Raw genomic sequence first — 19,175 nt, forward strand, 5'->3', positions numbered from 1 at the left:
GGAGGTGGGGCGCATGGCGGGCCGGCTACCAGGGCAGCGCGTCGCGCCGACCGAGCCCTCGCAGGCGCCGTCCCAGACGCTGTTCGACCCCGAGGAGCTCCCCGACGGGCTGCTGATCGCCGACGAGCACGGCCGCGTGGTCCTGTTCAACGGCGCGGCCGCCCGGGTCACCGGCCTGACCGCGGACGCCGTCCTCGGCCGCCCGCTGGACGAGGCGCTGCCCCTGGAGGACCTGGAGGGCCGCCGCTGGTGGCAGCTCACCGACCCCTACGGCGGCCTCGGCATCCGCACCCGCCAGCCGGAGCGCAACCTGCTGCTGCCCGGTCCGGGCGGCCGCGAGGTCCTGGTCTCCGCGCGCTACGTCCGCGACGGCGGTGGGTGCGGGCCGGTGCGGCGCGTGGTCGTCTGCCTGCGCGGGACGGAGGCGCGGCGCCGCACCGAGCGCAGCCACGCCGAGCTGATCGCCACCGTGGCGCACGAGCTGCGGTCGCCGCTGACCAGCGTCAAGGGGTTCACGGCCACCCTGCTGCAGAAGTGGGAGCGGTTCACCGAACCCCAGCGGAAGCTGATGCTGGAGACGGTGGACGCGGACGCGAACCGGGTGACGCGCCTGATCGCGGAGCTGCTGGACATCTCCCGGATCGACTCGGGACGGCTGGAGGTGCGCCGCCAGCCGCTGCGCCTGGAGGGCGCGGTGCGTCGGCATGTGGACGGGCTGGTCGCCGCCGGGGTCGCGGCGGAACGTTTCTCGATCCGCGTCGAGGAGCCGCTGCCGCTGTTGTGGGCGGACGCGGACAAGATCGACCAGGTGCTGGGGAACCTGCTGGAAAATGCCGTGCGGCACGGCGAGGGGACTGTCACCATCGAGGTCCGACCCGCGAAGTCCGAGGAGGCCTCGGGGCGGGTGCGCGAAGGGACGGCGGTGACGGTGAGCGACCAGGGGCCAGGCATCCCCGAGGAGTCGATCCCGCGCGTCTTCACCCGTTTCTGGCGCGGCAGCAAGCGCGGCGGCACGGGTCTTGGCCTCTATATCGTCAAGGGCATCGTCGAGGCGCACGGCGGAAGCATCCGCGTCGACCGCGGACCCGAGGGCGGAGCGAGTTTCCGATTTATTCTGCCGCCCGGGATCCCTGAGGTACTGGTGTAGCAACATCAGGGGCGCGAGGAACTGCGCGACCCACCCGAGGCGGTAGAGCACACCCAATGCGCAGGGCCATCCGCACGTCGGTGGTTTCTCGCGCAGTCCCCGCGCCCCTGAGGGTGCAACTGGCCGTGGGAGCCGAAACTGACCCGGCTTGTCGCGCCCAAGCGGCGGAGCCGCAAATCGGTCCGGCCTCGCGCCCCTGGATAGGCGGCGATCCGGACTGCGAAATGGATCCGTCCGCAAACCCATTAGACTCGGCCATTGGCCGCGCGTTGCCGCAAACGGGAAGAGAGAGATGTCCGCACCCAACAAGTCGTACGACCCCGTGGAGGTCGAGGCCTTGAAGCCGGAGGAGATCGAGCGCCTGCGCGACGAGGCGATCGCCGCCTTCGCCGCCGCGACCGATCTCGACGCCCTGCACGAGGCCAAGGTCGCGCACACCGGTGACCGCTCTCCGCTCGCCCTCGCCAACCGTGAGATCGGCGCCCTGCCGCCCGCCGCCAAGGCCGCCGCGGGCAAGCTCGTCGGCGCCGCGCGTGGCGCGGTCAACAAGGCCCTTGCCGAGCGCCGGACGGCGCTGGAGGCCGAGCGGGACGCGCGCGTGCTGGTCGAGGAGGCCGTGGACGTCACGCTGCCGTACGACCGCGCCCCGCGCGGTGGCCGGCACCCGCTGACGACCTTCGCCGAGCGGCTGATGGACGTCTTCACGGCCATGGGCTACTCCGTCGCCGAGGGCCCCGAGGTCGAGGCCGAGTGGCTGAACTTCGACGCCCTCAACATGGGTCCGGACCACCCGGCGCGCTCCACCCAGGACACGTTCTTCCTCAAGGACGCCGACTCCGTCGTGCTGCGCACGCACACCTCCGGTGTGCAGATCCGCTCCCTCCTCGCCGCCGCCGAGCCGCCGGTCTACGTGATCTGCCCGGGCCGCGTCTTCCGCAGCGACGAGCTGGACGCCACGCACACCCCCGTCTTCAACCAGGTCGAGCTGCTCGCCGTCGACGAGGGCCTGACCATGGCGGACCTCAAGGGCACCCTCGACCACATGGTCGCGTCGCTCTTCGGTGAGGGCATCTCCACCCGCCTGCGCCCGAACTACTTCCCCTTCACCGAGCCGTCCGCCGAGATGGACATGGTCTGCTTCGTCTGCCGCGGCGAGTCCGTCGGCAACCCGGACCGTCCCTGCCGGACCTGCTCCTCCGAGGGCTGGATCGAGCTCGGCGGCTGCGGCATGGTCAACCCGCGGGTGCTGGTCGCCTGCGGCATCGACCCCAACAAGTACAGCGGCTTCGCGTTCGGCTTCGGCATCGAGCGCATGCTCATGTTCCGGCACAACGTCGAGGACATGCGAGACATCGTCGAGGGTGACGTGCGTTTCACCCTTCCGTTCGGGATGGAGATCTGATGCGCGTCCCGCTTTCCTGGCTGCGGGAGTACGTCGACCTCCCCGCCGGTGAGACCGGCCGAGACATCCAGACCAAGCTGATCCGCGCCGGCCTCGAGGTCGAGGGCGTGGAGCAGCTCGGCGCGGACCTCAAGGGCCCGCTGGTCGTCGGTCAGGTCCTCGCGATCGAGGAGCTGACCGAGTTCAAGAAGCCGATCCGCTACTGCCAGGTGGACGTCGGCGACGCGAACGGCACCGGTGAGCCGCAGAACATCGTCTGCGGTGCCCGCAACTTCGCCGTCGGCGACAAGGTCGTCGTCGTGCTGCCCGGCGCGGTGCTGCCCGGCCCGTTCCCGATCGCGGCGCGCGCCACCTACGGCAAGACCTCCGAGGGCATGATCTGCTCGGCCCGCGAGCTGGGCATGGGCGACGACCACGACGGCATCATCGTGCTGCCGCCGGAGTTCGAGCCCGGCACCGACGCGATCGAGTTGCTGGAGCTGGTCGACGAGGTGCTGGACATCGCCGTCACCGCCGACCGCGGCTACTGCCTGTCGATGCGCGGCGTCGCCCGTGAGACGGCTATCGCCTACGGCCTGCCGCTGCGCGACCCGGCCCTGATCGACGTGCCGCCGGCCAACTCGTACGGCCCGCTGGTCAAGGTCGAGGACCAGTACGGCTGCGACCGGTTCGTCGCGCGCAGCGTCGTCGGGGTGGACCCGGCGGCCAAGTCGCCGATCTGGATGCAGCGCCGGATCCAGAAGGCGGGCATGCGCCCGATCTCGCTGGCCGTCGACATCACCAACTACGTGATGCTCGAGATGGGCCAGCCCCTGCACGCCTACGACCGGCACCGCATCGACGGCGCGATCACGGTCCGTCGTGCGACGCAGGGCGAGAAGCTGCGCACGCTCGACGGCGTGGAGCGCACCCTCGATGCCGAGGACCTGCTGATCTGCGACAACTCCGGCCCGATCGGCATCGCCGGGGTTATGGGCGGCGCGGGCACCGAGATCGCCGACGCGGTGGTCGACCCGGAGACGGGCGAGGTCACCGGCACGAGCGAGATCGTGATCGAGGCCGCGCACTTCGCGCCGGTCTCCATCGCGCGCAGCGCGCGGCGTCACAAGCTGCCCTCCGAGGCGGCCAAGCGCTTCGAGCGCGGCGTGGACCCGGAGGCCACCAAGGCCGCCGCGCAGCGTGCCGTGGACCTGCTGGTCCTGGTCGCCGGCGGTACCGCCGAGGCGGGTGTGACGGACATCGTCGCGCCACACCCGGTGCACTCCATCGCCATCTCCGCCGACCTCCCGGACCGCGTCGCGGGCCAGGAGTACGGGCGCGAGACCGTCGTGCGCCGCCTCCAGGAGGTCGGCTGCACGGTCGTCGGCACGGACGTGCTGGTCGTCACCCCGCCGACCTGGCGCCCCGACCTCACCGACCCGAACGACCTCTGCGAGGAGGTCATCCGGCTGGAGGGCTACGAGAACCTGCCCTCCACCCTGCCGAACGTCCCGGCGGGCCGCGGCCTGACGGAGGCGCAGCGGCTGCGCCGCCGGATCGGCATCGCGCTGGCCTCGGCCGGCCAGGTCGAGGTGCAGAACTACCCGTTCATCGGCGAGGCCGTCCTCGACGCCCTCGGCATCGAGTCGGGCGACCCGCGCCGCGAAACCGTGAAGATCGCCAACCCGATCTCGCACGAGGAGCCCTCGCTCCGCACCACGATGCTGCCGGGCCTGCTGGGCGCGCTGCACCGCAACGTGGGCCGCGGCACCACGGACGTGGCGCTGTTCGAGATCGGCCGGATCTTCCGCGTCGACGGCACGGCCGAGACGCTGTACCAGGCCCCGCGCCTGCCGGTCGACCGCCGTCCCACCGAGGACGAGATCGCACAGCTGGACGCGGCCCTGCCGCGCCAGCCGTACCGCGTCGGCGCGGTGTTCGCGGGCAGCCGCGACCCGCAGGGCTGGTGGGGCAAGGCGACGGTGTGGACCTGGGCCGACGCCGTCGAGGCCGCGCGCACCGTCGCGGACGCCGCCGGTGTCGAGCTGACGGTTCGCCAGGACCAGCACACCCCGTGGCACCCGGGCCGCTGCGCCGGTCTGTACGTCGGCGAGGTGCTCGTCGGCCACGCCGGTGAGCTGCACCCGCGTGTCATCAAGGCGATGAACCTGCCGGACCGCACCTGTGCGATGGAACTGGACCTCGACCTGCTGACCGAGGGCGGCGCGGTCAAGGCCACCGGCCCGAAGATCTCCACCTTCCCGGTGGCGACGCAGGACGTGGCGCTGATCGTCGACGAGGCGGTCAAGGCCGCCGATGTCGAGGCCGCGCTGCGTGCGGGCGCTGGTTCGCTGCTGGAGTCGCTGCGGCTGTTCGACGTCTACCGGGGCGAGAGCCTGGGCGAGGGCAGGAAGTCGCTGGCCTACGCGCTGCGCTTCCGCGCCGCCGACCGCACGCTGACGGCCGACGAGGCCTCCGCGGCCCGCGAGTCGGCCGTCGCCGAGGCGACCGCCCGGGTGGGCGCGGCCCTGCGCGGCTGACGCCGGTCGGGAACGACAGAGGGAGGCACCCCGGGCACGACGCCCGGGGTGCCTCCCTCCTTTCGCGCCCCGCGTCAGCGCCTGACGGCGACGGCGATCCGCACGACGGGCACCATGCAGACGGCCTGGATCGCCGCGAACCAGAGCGGGCAGACGCCCGGGACCAGGTCGACGCCCACGATCGCGACCGGCAGGACGACACTGACCACGCGCAGCCGCGCCGGCGACAGCCGCAGCAGCACCGACGAGAGCAACGGCAGCAGGCCGGCCCTGACCCACATGAAGGTGGTGATCGCGCCGCCGCTCGCGGACACCGCGACGACCGTGAGCAGCGCGGCGGTGCTGAGGACGGCGTAGACCTGGACGCCGCGTCGCACCACGAGCGGGATGTTCGCTGTGTTCTCCATGCTCACCGACGCTACGGAGCGCCCGGTGGCGCCGGTATGCGTCCTGGCCCACGCGAGGGTGGGGCCAGCCCCACTCCTGCGCCGAACCGGTTCGTTCCGGGCTGTGCGGCGGGCAGGGTGGGAGCATCGAACAGGGTGACGGAGGGCGTGGGATGAGGCTGCTCGGCGCGTGGGTGTCGGGGTTCGGGCGGTCGTGCGCCGTCGCGGCGGTGTGCCTGGCGGTGCCCGGGGTATGGGCTGCGGCGGTCGCGTGGGGGATCTGGTGGGGGGCCACCAACCCGTGGTCGTGGTCGGCGCCGGTGCTGCTGGTGGTGGCGGGCACGATCGGCCTCGCCCGCCCCGTCTGCCAGGCCGCCCGTCGTCTGGTCGCGCGGTGGAGCGGGACGACGATTCCCGGCGGCTACCGGCGGGCCGTGCCCGTGACCCGACTCTCCACCGGCTACTGGTGGAACGGCTTCTCGTACGAGCGCACCCGGCGGGACGCCCTCATGGACCAGCGGTGGCGCCTTCGTTGGCGCGATCCGGCCAACCTCCGGGACCTGCGGTTCGTCGCCGTCGCGCCGCTGACGGCGGGTCTGGTCGCGGCGTTGCCGCCGGGCGGGCTGGCCGTGGCGGTCCTCGGGTCGGCTTCCGCGCAGACGTCCGTGCGAGTCGCGGGTGCGGTCGGCGCCTTGGTCCTCCTCGCCGCCGCGCCGTGGGCCTGGCGCCTGCTGGAGCCGGTCGCGGTGCGGTTCCTGCGGCCCTCGCCCGCCATGGCGTTGGCCGACAGGGTGGAGGAACTGACGGTGCAGCGCGCGGACGTGACGGTGGCCCAGGCCGCCGAGATCCGTCGGATCGAGCGGGATCTGCACGACGGCGCGCAGGCGCGGCTGGTGGCGCTCGGGCTCTCGCTGGCCACCGCGCAGAGGTTGATGGACCGTGACCCCGAGGCGGCCCGGGCGCTGATGCGCGAGGCCCAGGCCGGTGCGACCGCGTCACTGGCCGAACTGCGGGAGCTGATCCGGGGGATCAGCCCGCCGGTGCTGAGCGAGCGCGGGCTCCTCGACGCCGTCCGCGCGCTCGCGCTCGACAGCCCGCTGGAGGTGTCCGTCCGGGCGGAGGGGGCACTGGAGTTGGACGCGCCGATCGAGTCGGCGCTGTACTTCGCCGTCGCCGAACTGCTGACCAACGCGGCCAAGCACGCCCGGGCGACCCACGCACGGATCACGATCCGCCGGGACGCGACCGCGCTGCGCGTCGAGGTCGAGGACGACGGCAGGGGAGGTGCCGCGGTGCGGTCAGGTGGCGGTCTCGACGGCCTGCGCCGCCGGCTCGCGGTCTTCGACGGGACGATGGAGGTGACGAGTCCGCCCGGCGGACCCACTGTGGCGATCATGATGGTGCCATGCGAATCCTGGTAGCCGAAGACCTCTACCTGCTGCGCGACGGGATGGTCCGCCTGATCGAGGCCTGCGGGCACGAGGTGGTGGCCACGGCGGCCACCGGCCCCGAGACCCTCGACGCGCTGCGCGCGTTCCGCCCGGACGTCTCGGTCGTCGACGTCCGGATGCCGCCGAACCAGCAGGACGAGGGGTTGCGGGCGGCGCTCGCCGCCCGCCAGGAGCTGCCGGGGCTGCCGATCCTGATCCTCTCCCAGCACGTCGAGCAGTTGTACGCGCGCGAGCTGCTGGCGGACGGCTCGGGTGGGGTGGGCTATCTGCTCAAGGAGAGCGTCTTCGACGCCGACCAGTTCGTCGACGCCCTGGAGCGGGTTGCCGCGGGCGGGACCGCGTTGGATCCGGCTGTGATCGCCAAGCTGCTCGCGACCGGTTCGCCGCGCCGGGGTCTTGAGCGCGTGACCGACCGGGAGTACGAGGTGCTGGCGCTGATGGCCGAGGGGCTGTCCAACCAGGCCATCGGCCGCCGGCTCTTCCTCAGTGAGAGTGCGGTGGGCAAGTACACCACCTCGATGTTCGGCAAGCTCGGCATCACCGACGACGAGGACACCAACCGTCGGGTCCGGGCCGTCCTCGCCTACCTCAACTCAACGACAAGTCCTTGAGTCCGCAAGTATCTGCTAGGCTGCCGCAATGAACGGCAGCCACTCCAGCGACGCGCTCGACACCGCCCTGCGGCTGGCGCGCGCCCAGGCCGTGCTGGCCAAGCGGCTGGACTCGGTCCTCGCCCACCGGCACGGCATCAGCTATGCCGACTTCCAGGTGCTGCTGCACCTCGGCGCCGCGCCGAACGGGCGGATGCGCCGGGTGGACCTGGCCCGCGCCGTCGGGCTCACCGCCTCCGGGGTCACCCGCGGGCTCGGCCCGCTGGAGCGGATCGGGCTGGTCGAGCGGGAGAAGGACCCGCGCGACGCCCGCATCGCCTACGCCGCGCTCACCGCCACCGGGCGCGAGCGGCTGGGGGAGATGACCGCCAGCGCGGAGGAGGTCGCGGACGACTGGTTCGTCTCCAGCTGCACCGCCGCCGAGGTGGCGACGCTGAGCCGGCTGCTGACCGCCCTCGGCGGCCGGGGCCGTCCGACGGGCGATCCGGTGACCGAGGATGCTTGACTGGGTGGATCTGCTGGTCGGGACCGATCCCTGGGCCCGCGGGGCCTGGCTCGGCGGACGGGGCGAGAGGACAGACATGACCGCGCACGGTGAGCTCGCCGAGGTGACCGCGCTCGACTACGTCGAGCCGCTGCGCACCGGGGGATCGCTGCCCGCGGTCGTGGAGACCGACGACTGCGGCACCTACGTGGTGAAGTTCCACGCCGCCGCGCAGGGCCGCAAGGCGCTGGCCGCCGAGGTGATCGTCGGGGAGCTCGCGCGACGCCTCGGGCTGCGCGTGCCCGAGCTGGTGCTGATCCGGTTCGACCCGGCCGTCTCGGCGCACGAGCCCGACCAGGAGGTACAGGACCTGCACCGGGCCAGTGAGGGCCTGAACCTCGGCATGGACTACCTCCCCGGCGCCACCGACTTCCGTCCCGGCCAGGACGGCGTCGACATCGGCGCGGAGGAGGCCGGCCGCGTCGTCTGGTTCGACGCGCTCGTCGGCAATGTCGACCGGACCGTGCGCAATCCCAACCTGATGGTCTGGCACCGCCGCCTCTGGCTCATCGACCACGGCGCCGCCCTGATCTTCCACCACCGCTGGGAGGGCGCGGACGAGGCCGTCGGCAAGGCCTACGACATGTCCGCCCACGCGCTGGGAGGCTACGGGCCCGACGTCGCCGCCGCCGACCGCGACCTCGCGCCGCAGGTCACCGAGGCCCTGCTGCGCGAGGTCGTCGCCGAGGTCCCCGACGAGTGGCTTGTCCCCGAGGAGGGCCACCCGACCCCGAACGCCCTGCGGTCCGCCTACGTCGCTCATCTCGCGGCCCGCGTGGCGCGCTCGGCGGAGTGGATACCTCGCTGCTTCGCCACCGCCGAGGAGCTGGCCGCCGCCGACGCGGCCAAGCGCGCCGCCACCCTGGCCGGCCGCCCGGCCTGGCTTCAGCACGTGCGCGGTTGAGGGTCGTCCGGGGTCATCCGGGGAGAGCCGGCCACGCGGTAGGCGCCGCGCGCGAGGTAGGTTCGGCGCATGCGGATCACGGTGACGGGTGCGGGCGCGATGGGCGGTTTCCTCGGGGCGCGGCTGGCGGCCGCCGGGGCGACGGTGAGCGCGGTCGCGCGCGGCGCGACGTACACGGCGCTGGCCGAGCACGGCTGGCGGGTGCGGGAGCCGGACGGCACGCTGCTGACCGGGCCGCTCGCCGGGATCGCCGACTCGGGCGCCCCGGCCTCCGTCGCTGCTCTGGGGGAGCAGGACCTGGTGCTGGTCGGGGTGAAGGCCCAGTCGCTGCCCGCCGCCCTGCCCGCGGTCACCCCGCTGCTCGGGCCGGAGACGATCGTGGTGCCGATACTCAACGGCGTTCCGTGGTGGTTCTTCGAGGGCTTCGGCGGCCCCTGCCAGGGGCGCAGCCTCGACTGCGTCGACCCCGGCGGCCGGATCGCCCGGGCGATCCCGGCCCGGCACGTCGTCGGCAGCGTCGTCCACATGAGCTGCGCGACCCCCGAGCCCGGGCTGGTCCGCCACGTCGCCGGGACGGGGCTGATCCTCGGCGAGCCGGACCGCACCGAGTCGGCCCGGCTCGCCGGCCTGGTCGCGCTCATGCGCGGGGCCGGGCTGGACGCGACCGCCTCGACCTCGATCCACGCCGAGATCTGGTACAAGCTCTGGGGCAACATGACCACCAACCCGGTCTCCGCCCTGACCCGTGCCACCGCCGACCGCGTCATCGACGACGAACTCGTCCGCGCCTTCTGCCATGCCGCGATGCGCGAGGCGGCCGAGATCGGCGCGCGCATCGGCTGCCCCGTCGCCGAGACGCCCGCCGACCGTACCCAGGTCACCCGCCAGTTGGGCGCCTTCCGCACCTCGATGCTCCAGGACATGGAGGCCGGCAAGGAGTTGGAGCTGGGAGCGCTGATCGGCGCGGTCCGCGAGATCGGTCGGCTGGTCGAGGTGCCCACTCCGACGGTCGACGCCATCCTCGGCCTCACCCGCCTTGCCGCCGCCTGCCGCTGAACGCCGAGCCGCTGAGTACCTGGAGGACAACTGGGGGTTGCGTCAAGTCGGTCCCCTGTTGGCCGGGCGGGTTGCTACCGTGGGAGCGCCGGTTCCGAGGGTTCGGGGTGGGGACGCGATGAGCGATTACCTGTTGGCGGGTCAGACAGGGCGGAGCGCCGAGGGTGAGCTGGAGCGCCTGCTGCTCCAGTCCGAGGTCTGGGAGCCCGCCGGCCGGCGGCTCCTGGAACAGCTCGGCCCCGACGGCCACGGCCGCCGCGCCCTCGACGTGGGCTGCGGCGCGCTCGGCTGGCTGCGGCTGCTCAGCGCGTGGGCGGGTGACACCGGTTCGGTGCTGGGCACCGACATCGACAAGAGCGTGCTGGAGCGCGCGGCCGGTGTCGCGGAACGGGACAAGCTGCTCAATGTGCGACTGCTGGTCGACGACCTCTTCGCGACCGGCCTGGAGCGGCGCGGTTTCGACCTGATCCACGCCCGGCTGATGATGGCCCCGCTGGGCCGGGTGGAGGAGCAACTCTCCAGCCACCTCTCGCTGCTGGCCTCCGGTGGGGTCCTGGTGCTGGAGGAGCCGGACTGCGGCACCTGGCGCTTCGACGGCCCGGTCCCCGCGACCCGGCGGCTGCTGGACCTGCTCGCACGGGCCTTCCGCGCCGCCGGCGGCGACATGGACGCGGGCCGCACCCTGCCCGAGGTCCTGCACGCCCGCGGGCTCACCCCGCGCATCCGCACCGAGGTCCTCGATCTCGCCCCGGGCCACCCCTTCCTGCGGGCGCCCCTGGACATGGCCGCCTCCCTCCGCCACCGCCTGGTCGCCCTCGCCGACCCGGGCGAGCTGGACTCCCTGTTCTCGGAGGCGGAGGCGGAGCTGGCCGCACCTGACCTGCGGGGCACGACCTTCACGCTGGTCCAGTGCTGGGCCCGGGTCTGACGGCCGGATCTGATCGCCCGGCTCCGAGCGACCACGTCCGACCGTCCGTCACACGTCCTGCAGGTAGCGGGGCAGGCGGCCCTCCGTGAGCATCTCGGCCAGGCGTGGCGCCGCGGCGTCGCGGTCGGACAGCAGCGGAGTGCGGACCGGCCAGGTGATGGCCAGGTCGGGGTCGAGCGGGTGCACGGTGTGCTCGCGCAGCGGCGCGTACCGGGTGGAGCAGAAGTAGGCGACCGTGGTGCCCTCGGCGAGCGAGCAGAAGGCGTGCCCGAGCCCCTCGGACAGGTACACCGCGCGGCGGTCGGAGGCGTCGAGGAGGACGGACTCCCAGAGCCCGAACGTCGGCGAGCCGACCCGCAGGTCGATGATCACGTCCCAGGCGACGCCGTTGACGCAGGTGATGTACTTCGCCTGGCCGGGCGGCACGTCCGCGAAGTGCACCCCGCGCACGACATCGGCGGCGGAGACGGAGATGTTGGCCTGCTCGATGGCGAAGGGCGTCACCCCGGCCTCGGTCAGCAGGTCGGGCCGGTACCACTCGAGGAAGGTGCCGCGCGGGTCGCTGTGCTGCTGCGGAGTGATCTCCCAGGCGCCCTCGACGGCGAGCGGACGGATCTTCATCACAGGCCTCCGGTGGTCAGCAGGTCCATCAGGTAGGTGCCGTAGCCGCTGCGCTCCAGTGGGCGGGCGAGCTGTTCCAGCCGGGCGTCGTCGATGTACCCCATGCGCCAGGCGATCTCCTCGACGCAGCCGACCTTGAGGCCCTGGCGCTGCTCGATGACGCGGACGTACTCGGCCGCCTGGACCAGCGACTCGAACGTGCCGGTGTCGAGCCAGACGGTACCCCGGTCCAGCCGGCTCACCCGCAGGCGCCGTTCGCGCAGGTAGGCCCGGTTGATGTCGGTGATCTCCAACTCGCCGCGGGCGCTGGGCCGCAGCTCACGGGCCAGGGCGACCACGTCGTTGTCGTAGAAGTACAGTCCCGGCACCGCGTAACGGGAGCGCGGACGGGCGGGCTTCTCCTCGATCGACAGCACGGAACCGGTCTCGTCGAACTCGACCACGCCGAAGGCGGAGGGGTCAGCGACCGGATAGGCGAAGATGTGACCGCCGTCCAGGCCCTTGTTCTCGACCAGCCGGGTGCCCAGCCCGCTGCCGTGGAAGATGTTGTCGCCGAGGATCAGCGCCACGGCCTCGTCCCCGATGAACTCGGCGCCGAGGACGAACGCCTGGGCGATCCCCTCGGGTCGGGGCTGCACCTGGTACTCCAGCCGGACGCCCCACTGCGAGCCGTCGCCGAGCAGGCGGCGGAACTGATCCTGGTCGTCGGGTGCGGTCAGGACCAGGATCTCCTGGATGCCCGCCATGAGCAGCGTGGCGAGTGGGTAGTAGACCATCGGCTTGTCGTAGACGGGCATGAGCTGCTTGGACACGGACCGGGTCAGCGGCCACAACCTGCTGCCGGTGCCGCCCGCGAGGAGGATGCCGCGCATATCGCACACACTAGCGGCAGTTGAGTGGGAGTCAGGCAGGTTCGGTGAGAATACCGTGGACGTTCATCCGCGGCGGACGCGCGTTTCCACCCGGCCGGACCGGCGTTCTGCCTATGCTGGCCGGACTATGCGCATACTGGTCACCGGCGGTGCCGGTTTCATCGGTTCGGAGTTCGTCCGGCAGACACTCACCGCGACCGGGGCCCCGCTCCACGGTGCGCGCGTCACCGTCCTGGACAAGCTCACCTACTCGGGCGTGCGGGCCAACCTGGCGTCGGTCGAGGGCCGTCCCGACTTCCGTTTCGTCGAGGGCGACATCTGCGACCCGGAGGTGGTGGACGAGGTCACCGCCGGGCAGGACGCGGTGGTCCACTTCGCCGCGGAGTCCCATGTGGACCGCTCCATCGCCGGCGCGGTCCCGTTCGTCACCACGAACGTGCTCGGCACCCAGGTGCTGCTGGACGCCGCGCGGCGCCACCGGGTCGGCCGCTTCCTGCACGTCTCCACCGACGAGGTCTACGGCTCCATCGCCGAGGGCTCCTGGACGGAGAGCTGGCCGCTCGCGCCCAACTCGCCCTATGCGGCGTCCAAGGCGTCGTCGGACCTGCTCGTGCTGGCCCACCATCGCACCCACGGCGCGGACGTCGTGGTCACCCGCTGTTCCAACAACTACGGCCCGTACCAGTTCCCCGAGAAGGTCATCCCGCTGTTCACCACCAACCTGCTGGACGGCGGCACGGTCCCGCTCTACGGGACGGGCGCCAACGTGCGCGACTGGCTGCACGTCGCCGACCACTGCCAGGGCATCGCCCTGGCCCTGCTCAAGGGACGTGCGGGGGAGGTGTACCACCTGGGCGGAGGCCGGGAACTGACGAATCGTGAACTGACCGGCCAGCTGCTGGAGGCGACCGGGGCGGGCTGGGACCGGGTCGTCCCGGTCGAGGACCGCAAGGGACATGACCTTCGCTACTCGCTCGACATCGGCAAGGCACGGCACGAGCTGGGCTACGAGCCGCGGGTGGCGTTCGCGGAGGGCCTGGCGGACACCGTCGCCTGGTACCGCGAGAACCGCGCCTGGTGGGAGCCGCTCAAGCAGCGCGCGGAGGGTTCGCGATGAGCGGGGCGTCGGGGCTGAGGTGGCTGGTCACCGGGGCCGGGGGGATGCTCGGCCGGGATCTGGTCGCGGTGCTCGGCGAGGCGGGGGCGGAGCGGGTCACCGCCGCGGACCGGGCCGCGCTGGACGTCACGGACGCGGCAGCCGTGCGGGCGGCGGTCGCCGGACACGACGTGGTCGTCAACTGCGCCGGTTACACCAACGTCGACGCGGCGGAGAGCGAGCCGGACCGCGCCGACGCCGTGAACGGGCACGCGGTGGGCCTGCTGGCGGACGCGTGCGCCCACGGTGGTGCCCGGTTGCTCCAGCTCTCCACCGACTACGTGCTGCCCGGCGCCTCGCCGGACCCGCAGCCCGAGGACGCGCCGACCGGGCCCCGGAACGCCTACGGCCGCAGCAAGCTGCTGGGTGAGCGGCTGCTGGCGGAGCGCCTGCCCGAGGCGGGTTACGTCGTCCGCACGGCCTGGCTCTACGGCGAGCACGGCCCGAACTTCGTCGCCACGATGCTGCGCCTGGCCGCGGAGCGGCCGAGCGTCGACGTCGTCGACGACCAGCACGGCCAGCCGACGTGGACCGTGCCGCTGGCCCACCGCCTCGTCGCACTCGGCCGCGCGGCGGCGGGCGGCGAGGCGCCGCCGGGCGTCTACCACGGCACGTCCTCCGGCCGCACCACCTGGTACGGCCTCGCCCGCGCGGTCTACACCCACGCCGGGCTGGACCCTGACCGCATCCGCCCGACCACCACCGCAGCCTTTCCCCGCCCGGCGGCGCGGCCGGCCTATAGCGTCCTTGGCCACGACCGCTGGTCCGCCGCTGGTATCCCGGCCCAGCCGGACTGGACGGAGCCCCTGCGCGAGGCGCTCCGGCGCCCGGCGTTCCGCGAGCTGGTGGAGAAGGCCAGGTAGCTGCACCGCCTCAGGTGCGCGGGGCGCTGCCGATCTGCGGCTCCTCCCAGCCTTCGGCCGGATGCGCCCCCTGCGTGGGCGCGAGCAACCACCGGCGTGCGGATGAGCCTGCGCATTGAGGACCATCCGCATGCCGGAGGGGGCTCCTCCCGGCCGAAGGCTGGGGGACTGTCGCGCCCACGAGGAGGAGCCGCACATCAGCGGAGCCCCGCGCCCCCGGGGGTGCCGCTACCTCACCGTTCGAAGAGCAGGCCGTCCCGTTCGTCGTAGAGCGCGCCGCTCGTCGGGCACTCCCACGTGCCCGGCTGCGACTCGCACTCGACCAGGCGAGTGCCTGCGTGGCCGACCCAGCCGATGCGGCGGGCGGGGACGCCCGCGACCAGGGCGAAGGCCGGGACGTCGCGGGTGACGACCGCCCCCGCGGCGACCAGCGCCCAGCGGCCGACGCGGACCGGGGCCACACAGACCGAGCGGGCGCCGAGGCTCGCGCCCTCCTCGACGACGACGGCCACCGCCTCCCAGTCCGCGCCGCGCTTGAGCTTGCCCGCGGGGGTGACCGAGCGTGGGAAGTGGTCGTTGGTGAGCACCACCGCCGGGCCGACGAACACGCCGTCGCCCAGGATGGCAGGCTCGTAGACCAGGGCGTGGTTCTGCAGCTTCACCCGGTCGCCCAGCCGGACGCCGGGGCCGACGTAGGCGCCGCGGCCGATGATGCACTCGCGCCCGAGGACGGCGTGCTCGCGGATCTGGGCGAGGTCCCAGACGGTGGTGCCCTCGCCGACAGTGGCGGCGGGGTCGACCTGGGCGGTAGGGCGGGCGTCGAAGCGGTGGACCGGATCGCTCATGGGGTGCTCCCTTGTGTCGGGCGGACGGGGAATCAGGGGCGCGGCTCAGGAACGGCTGCTCTCGTCCCGCAGCCAGGCGCCGCCCTCGCCGGCACGCACCGCGCGCCGCGCTGCGCGGCGGGCCAGGACGGCGGTGGCCGCGAAGACCACGACAGACGGCAGCAGGCGTGGTTCGGCGCGCACGAGGGCACGCAGGTCGCCGAGGCTCGTGCGGGCGCTCCCGGCGGCGCTGCCGTGCGCCGGGACGCCGTCCGTGCGCTGGTGGTGCTCCAGTTGCCCGGTGGATGTGGTCGCCCGGACGCGACGGCGCATCAGATCAGGCCAGCTGCGCGGAGGTTGGATGATCACGCGGGCCTCGCTCACGACCTTTCGCTCCTCCGGCCCGAACGCGAGCGAGAACGCCAGGTCGTCAGCCATCAGCTCGGGAAGGGCTGTGAGGCGGCTGTGACCCTCCTTTGTGACGGCTACGGCACCTCGTCCGAACAGTCCCTGACGGACCGTCGGAAGTCTCAGCCAGACGTGGTAGAAGGAACGGACCCGCCAGTCGCTGGCGGCGAGCGGGATCTCCCGCTCGGGTGCGGCGGCCAGCACGCCGGGGGTCAGGGCCGCCGCCACGCGGCGCGCATCCGCCCCGGTCAGGACCACATCGGCGTCGACGTAGAGCCGGGGGAAGGTGCGCGCGTGCTCGTCACCCGCTCTCAAGGCCCAGTGTTTCGAAGGCTGTTCGAGTTCCACGACGCGGACGGCCGGCCCGCGCGAGCGGGCCGCCTCCGCCGTGCCGTCGGTGCAGCCGTTGCACACCACGACGAGGTCGAGCCCCTCGGGGCCCTCGGCCAACAGCGCGTCCAGCAGGCGCCCGATCACCCGTTCCTCGTTGTGCGCGGGGATCACCAGACTGATCTCTTCACGAGTCACCTACGAAGTATGGCCAGAACTTGCACCACCGGAATCACCAACCTTTGGATTCCGTCACGCTGTTGCGCCGACATGGTCTAGATTGCTGCGCGAGCGGGGGTTTGGGCGTGGTTGATCTGCCCTTGACCAGATTCCGGTCTCCTGGGGGAGGAGGCCGTCGTCCCGATTCCGCACCACCCCGGGCCGATGTGTCCGGGTTTCCGGACCACTCTCGCACGACCTCTAGCACAGCGACAGATCGACCCGATCCACCTGATCGGCCAGTTCGACTTGTGACAGACGTGGGCTGAGGCGGTAGCCGTAGACCCGGGGGGATGCATGATCGTCGGACCGATGACGCATGGACTCCAACAGACGAGCCGCACACAGGGGGGCGCCCGTCGGCGACGACAGTGGCTGCACCGGTACCGGCGTACTTTGTTGGTCGCCGACGGACTGGCCGCGCTGGCGGCCGGCCTGCTGATCCACACCGCGCACCGGCACTGGGCGCTGGTGCTCGGGCTGCCGCCCGCCTGGCTCTTCGCCATGGGCGCCTACCGGGCCTATGACGCCGACATGCTCGGCTCCGGGCGCGAGGAGTTCCGCCGGGTGCTGCGCGGTGCCGTGGCGCTGCCGGCGGTCGCCGTCAGCTGCTACTGGCTGGTGCTGCGCGACGACGACTTCCTGCACTCGATGATGCTGGCCGCCGTCCCCGTTGCGGTGACCGGGATCGTGGTGCGGGTGGCGCTGCGCAGACGGCTGCTGCGGGCCTTCGCCGCCGAGCGCCGGCACCGGGCCACCGTCCTGGTCGGCTCGGCCGAGGGCGTGAGCCAGGTGCTGCCCCGGCTCGTGCGGACCTCCCACGCCGCGCTGAGGGTGGTGGGCGTGTGCCTCGCCGATCCCGACCAGGCGGCCACGCTGGGGCCGTGGGCCGAACACGTGTGGGGTGGGCTGCACGAGCTGCAGAACGCTCTGCACGACACGGACAGCGCGACCGTCGTCGTGGTGCCGAGCCCGCAGATCGGTGGCGCGGAGATGCGACGTCTGTCCTGGAGCGCCGCGGCGGCCGGGGCCGACTTCCTGGTCGCACCGCTGCTCACGGACGTGGCCGAGTCGCGGCTGTCGGTGCGGGTGGCCGACGGGATGACGCTGGTCGGCGTGCGTGCGCCACAGCTCGGCCGGGGAGCCCGGCTGCCCAAGGAAGTGCTCGAACGCGGGCTGGCCGCGGCCATGCTGGTCGTGCTGGCCCCGCTGATACTGGCCGTCTCGCTGGTGGTGCGGATGGACAGCCGGGGCCCGGCTCTCTTCCGGCAGCGCCGGGTGGGGCAGTACGGCAACCACTTCACCATGTTCAAGTTCCGCACCATGCAGGAGGACGCGGAGCACCGCAAGGACAAGCTGGCGCAGCTCAACCAGAACAGCGACGGGCTGCTGTTCAAGATCAAGGCGGACCCCCGGGTCACCCGGGTGGGCGCCGCCCTGCGCCGCTACTCGATCGACGAACTCCCGCAGCTGATCAACGTGGTGGCCGGACACATGTCCCTGGTGGGGCCGCGTCCGTCGCTGCCCGTCGAGGCCGACGGCTACACCAACGAGATCCGGCGCCGGCTGCTGGTCAAGCCGGGGCTGACCGGCCTGTGGCAGGTCAGCGGACGCTCCGACCTGTCCTGGGAGGAGGCGGTCCGGCTCGACCTGGCCTACGTCGACAACTGGTCCCTGGCGCTCGACGCGGAGATCCTGCGGCGCACCGGCCCGGCCGTGGTGCGCGGGACGGGGGCCTACTGATGCCCGAACGGGTCGCACGGAAGACGCCATCGAAGAAGCAGCGCACCGCATCCGGACCGACGAGGGGGATCGCACAGGTGGGGCAGAACCAAGAGCAGGCAAGCACCGGGTCGGCGAGGACGGAGGGACCGCTCGGCGTGGCGGTCGTCGGTGCCGGCTACTGGGGTCCGAACCTGGTCCGCAACTTCCAGGGCTGCGACCGGTTCCGGCTGCGGTGGCTGTGCGACCTCGACGTGGACCGGGCCCGCCGCGTGCTCGGCTCCTACTCCACCGTCCAGGCCACCGCCGACCTCGCCGAGGTGCTCGCGGACCCGGAGGTCGACGCGGTCGCCGTCGCCACCCCGGCCGGCACCCACCTCGACGTGGCGCTCGCGGCCCTGCGGGCGGGAAAGCACGTGCTGGTGGAGAAGCCGCTCGCGGCCACCTACGCCGACGGCCTGCGCCTGGTCGAGGAGGCCGAGCAGCGTGGTCTCACCCTGATGTGCGACCACACCTACTGCTACACCCCCGCCGTGGGCCGGATCCGCGAGCTCGTCCACGGCGGCGACCTCGGCGAGTTGCACTACGTCGACTCGGTGCGGATCAACCTCGGGCTGGTGCAGAAGGACATCGACGTGCTGTGGGACCTGGCCCCGCACGACCTGTCCATCCTCGACGTCATCCTGCCCGAGCACGTCCGGCCGGTCGCGGTCGCCGCCCACGGTGCCGATCCGATCGGTGCGGGGCAGGCCTGCATCGCCTACCTCACCCTCCAGCTGAGCACCGGCGCGATCGCCCACGTGCACGTCAACTGGCTCTCGCCGACCAAGGTGCGCACGACCATGGTGGGCGGCGCCAAGCGGACCCTGGTCTGGGACGACCTCAATCCGGCCCAGCGCGTCGCCGTCTTCGACCGCGGCGTCGACCTGGCCGCGCCCCAGGAGATCGGCGCCGAGGAGCGCCGCGACATGCTCGTCTCCTACCGCACCGGCGACATGGTCGCGCCCGCCCTGGCGGAGCGCGAGGCGCTGCGCGCCATGGTCGAGGAGTTCTCCGACGCGATCACCACCGGACGCCCGCCGCTGACCGACGGCCGGTCCGGGCTGCGGGTGCTGGACATCCTGGAGGCCGCCTCGCGCAGCCTCGCCTTCCACGGCGCGGTCGTCGGCCTGCGCACGGGGCACTGAACTGCACGCAGAGCAACCTGAACCG

18 protein-coding genes are annotated in these 19,175 nt (G+C 72.8%); 13 read left to right on the forward strand and 5 right to left on the reverse strand.

The window, feature by feature from the left end; translation table 11 throughout:
* Window positions 1-13: 13 nt before the first annotated feature.
* From ABH931_RS24200 to pheT, 3 genes are all read left to right on the forward strand, one after another.
* Window positions 14-1,147: an ATP-binding protein gene (locus ABH931_RS24200; protein ID WP_370116890.1), complete on the forward strand. Its 1,134-nt coding sequence runs from the start codon at window positions 14-16 to the stop codon at window positions 1,145-1,147.
* 292 nt (window positions 1,148-1,439) lie between these two features.
* The gene (pheS, locus tag ABH931_RS24205) at window positions 1,440-2,549 is read left to right on the forward strand and encodes a phenylalanine--tRNA ligase subunit alpha (protein ID WP_370116893.1); all 1,110 of its coding nucleotides are present in this window, start codon (window positions 1,440-1,442) and stop codon (window positions 2,547-2,549) included.
* Window positions 2,549-5,068, forward strand: a complete 2,520-nt coding sequence (gene pheT / locus ABH931_RS24210; RefSeq protein WP_370116896.1) for a phenylalanine--tRNA ligase subunit beta — start codon at window positions 2,549-2,551, stop codon at window positions 5,066-5,068. The genes pheS and pheT overlap by 1 nt, the downstream gene beginning before the upstream one ends.
* 74 nt (window positions 5,069-5,142) lie before the next feature.
* Here the strand turns inward: pheT and ABH931_RS24215 are convergent, their stop codons facing one another.
* Window positions 5,143-5,475, reverse strand: a complete 333-nt coding sequence (locus tag ABH931_RS24215) for a hypothetical protein (protein ID WP_370116899.1) — start codon at window positions 5,473-5,475, stop codon at window positions 5,143-5,145.
* Window positions 5,476-5,627: 152 nt separating this feature from the next.
* Here ABH931_RS24215 and ABH931_RS24220 point away from each other — a divergent pair, with 152 nt between their 5' ends.
* From ABH931_RS24220 to ABH931_RS24245, 6 genes are all read left to right on the forward strand, one after another.
* Entirely contained in the window at window positions 5,628-6,875 is a 1,248-nt protein-coding gene (locus ABH931_RS24220) for a sensor histidine kinase (RefSeq protein ID WP_370116902.1), read from the forward strand.
* Window positions 6,860-7,516, forward strand: a complete 657-nt coding sequence (locus ABH931_RS24225) for a response regulator (RefSeq protein ID WP_370116905.1) — start codon at window positions 6,860-6,862, stop codon at window positions 7,514-7,516. Before ABH931_RS24220 ends, ABH931_RS24225 begins: the two co-directional genes overlap by 16 nt.
* A 28-nt stretch (window positions 7,517-7,544) precedes the next feature.
* A complete protein-coding gene (locus ABH931_RS24230) occupies window positions 7,545-8,021 on the forward strand; it encodes a MarR family winged helix-turn-helix transcriptional regulator (RefSeq protein WP_370116907.1) in 477 nt (158 codons plus the stop codon).
* Between the two features lie 76 nt (window positions 8,022-8,097).
* Window positions 8,098-8,964, forward strand: coding sequence for a HipA family kinase (locus ABH931_RS24235; protein WP_370116910.1), 867 nt, complete (start codon window positions 8,098-8,100; stop codon window positions 8,962-8,964).
* Between the two features lie 69 nt (window positions 8,965-9,033).
* On the forward strand, window positions 9,034-10,020 hold the full coding sequence (locus tag ABH931_RS24240; RefSeq protein ID WP_370116913.1) for a 2-dehydropantoate 2-reductase: 987 nt from the start codon (window positions 9,034-9,036) through the stop codon (window positions 10,018-10,020).
* Between the two features lie 118 nt (window positions 10,021-10,138).
* The gene (locus ABH931_RS24245; RefSeq protein WP_370116916.1) at window positions 10,139-10,948 is read left to right on the forward strand and encodes a class I SAM-dependent methyltransferase; all 810 of its coding nucleotides are present in this window, start codon (window positions 10,139-10,141) and stop codon (window positions 10,946-10,948) included.
* Between the two features lie 48 nt (window positions 10,949-10,996).
* Here the strand turns inward: ABH931_RS24245 and ABH931_RS24250 are convergent, their stop codons facing one another.
* Both ABH931_RS24250 and rfbA read right to left on the reverse strand, forming a co-directional pair.
* Window positions 10,997-11,569 (reverse strand): dTDP-4-dehydrorhamnose 3,5-epimerase family protein, encoded by a 573-nt coding sequence (locus ABH931_RS24250; RefSeq protein WP_370116919.1) that lies wholly within the window; start codon window positions 11,567-11,569, stop codon window positions 10,997-10,999.
* Complete coding sequence (gene rfbA / locus ABH931_RS24255) at window positions 11,569-12,441, reverse strand: glucose-1-phosphate thymidylyltransferase RfbA (protein WP_370116922.1); 873 nt, start codon at window positions 12,439-12,441, stop codon at window positions 11,569-11,571. The genes ABH931_RS24250 and rfbA overlap by 1 nt, the downstream gene beginning before the upstream one ends.
* 127 nt (window positions 12,442-12,568) lie before the next feature.
* Here rfbA and rfbB point away from each other — a divergent pair, with 127 nt between their 5' ends.
* Window positions 12,569-13,558: a dTDP-glucose 4,6-dehydratase gene (rfbB, locus tag ABH931_RS24260; protein WP_370116925.1), complete on the forward strand. Its 990-nt coding sequence runs from the start codon at window positions 12,569-12,571 to the stop codon at window positions 13,556-13,558.
* Window positions 13,555-14,460, forward strand: a complete 906-nt coding sequence (gene rfbD / locus ABH931_RS24265; protein ID WP_370116928.1) for a dTDP-4-dehydrorhamnose reductase — start codon at window positions 13,555-13,557, stop codon at window positions 14,458-14,460. Before rfbB ends, rfbD begins: the two co-directional genes overlap by 4 nt.
* A 233-nt stretch (window positions 14,461-14,693) precedes the next feature.
* On the opposite strand, the gene ABH931_RS24270 is transcribed toward rfbD, so the two are convergent.
* Together ABH931_RS24270 and ABH931_RS24275 are read right to left on the reverse strand one after the other, a co-directional pair.
* Complete coding sequence (locus ABH931_RS24270; protein WP_370116931.1) at window positions 14,694-15,305, reverse strand: acyltransferase; 612 nt, start codon at window positions 15,303-15,305, stop codon at window positions 14,694-14,696.
* 45 nt (window positions 15,306-15,350) lie between these two features.
* Complete coding sequence (locus tag ABH931_RS24275; protein WP_370116934.1) at window positions 15,351-16,220, reverse strand: glycosyltransferase; 870 nt, start codon at window positions 16,218-16,220, stop codon at window positions 15,351-15,353.
* A gap of 417 nt (window positions 16,221-16,637) precedes the next feature.
* Here ABH931_RS24275 and ABH931_RS24280 point away from each other — a divergent pair, with 417 nt between their 5' ends.
* Together ABH931_RS24280 and ABH931_RS24285 are read left to right on the forward strand one after the other, a co-directional pair.
* A complete protein-coding gene (locus ABH931_RS24280) occupies window positions 16,638-17,984 on the forward strand; it encodes a sugar transferase (RefSeq protein ID WP_370116936.1) in 1,347 nt (448 codons plus the stop codon).
* Between the two features lie 137 nt (window positions 17,985-18,121).
* Entirely contained in the window at window positions 18,122-19,150 is a 1,029-nt protein-coding gene (locus ABH931_RS24285; RefSeq protein ID WP_370116938.1) for a Gfo/Idh/MocA family protein, read from the forward strand.
* Window positions 19,151-19,175: the final 25 nt, after the last annotated feature.

Origin of the sequence: Streptacidiphilus sp. MAP12-33 (assembly GCF_041261265.1) — a bacterium.
Taxonomy (GTDB): Bacteria; Actinomycetota; Actinomycetes; order Streptomycetales; family Streptomycetaceae; genus Streptacidiphilus.

Excerpts from the sequence above, each read along its gene's own strand:
- ABH931_RS24200 (WP_370116890.1), top strand. The coding sequence starts at position 14 with ATGGCGGGCCGGCTACCAGGGCAGCGCGTCGCGCCGACCGAGCCCTCG.
- pheS (WP_370116893.1), top strand. The coding sequence starts at position 1,440 with ATGTCCGCACCCAACAAGTCGTACGACCCCGTGGAGGTCGAGGCCTTG.
- pheT (WP_370116896.1), top strand. The coding sequence starts at position 2,549 with ATGCGCGTCCCGCTTTCCTGGCTGCGGGAGTACGTCGACCTCCCCGCC.
- ABH931_RS24215 (WP_370116899.1), bottom strand. The coding sequence starts at position 5,475 with ATGGAGAACACAGCGAACATCCCGCTCGTGGTGCGACGCGGCGTCCAG.
- ABH931_RS24220 (WP_370116902.1), top strand. The coding sequence starts at position 5,628 with ATGAGGCTGCTCGGCGCGTGGGTGTCGGGGTTCGGGCGGTCGTGCGCC.
- ABH931_RS24225 (WP_370116905.1), top strand. The coding sequence starts at position 6,860 with ATGCGAATCCTGGTAGCCGAAGACCTCTACCTGCTGCGCGACGGGATG.
- ABH931_RS24230 (WP_370116907.1), top strand. The coding sequence starts at position 7,545 with ATGAACGGCAGCCACTCCAGCGACGCGCTCGACACCGCCCTGCGGCTG.
- ABH931_RS24235 (WP_370116910.1), top strand. The coding sequence starts at position 8,098 with ATGACCGCGCACGGTGAGCTCGCCGAGGTGACCGCGCTCGACTACGTC.
- ABH931_RS24240 (WP_370116913.1), top strand. The coding sequence starts at position 9,034 with ATGCGGATCACGGTGACGGGTGCGGGCGCGATGGGCGGTTTCCTCGGG.
- ABH931_RS24245 (WP_370116916.1), top strand. The coding sequence starts at position 10,139 with ATGAGCGATTACCTGTTGGCGGGTCAGACAGGGCGGAGCGCCGAGGGT.
- ABH931_RS24250 (WP_370116919.1), bottom strand. The coding sequence starts at position 11,569 with ATGAAGATCCGTCCGCTCGCCGTCGAGGGCGCCTGGGAGATCACTCCG.
- rfbA (WP_370116922.1), bottom strand. The coding sequence starts at position 12,441 with ATGCGCGGCATCCTCCTCGCGGGCGGCACCGGCAGCAGGTTGTGGCCG.
- rfbB (WP_370116925.1), top strand. The coding sequence starts at position 12,569 with ATGCGCATACTGGTCACCGGCGGTGCCGGTTTCATCGGTTCGGAGTTC.
- rfbD (WP_370116928.1), top strand. The coding sequence starts at position 13,555 with ATGAGCGGGGCGTCGGGGCTGAGGTGGCTGGTCACCGGGGCCGGGGGG.
- ABH931_RS24270 (WP_370116931.1), bottom strand. The coding sequence starts at position 15,305 with ATGAGCGATCCGGTCCACCGCTTCGACGCCCGCCCTACCGCCCAGGTC.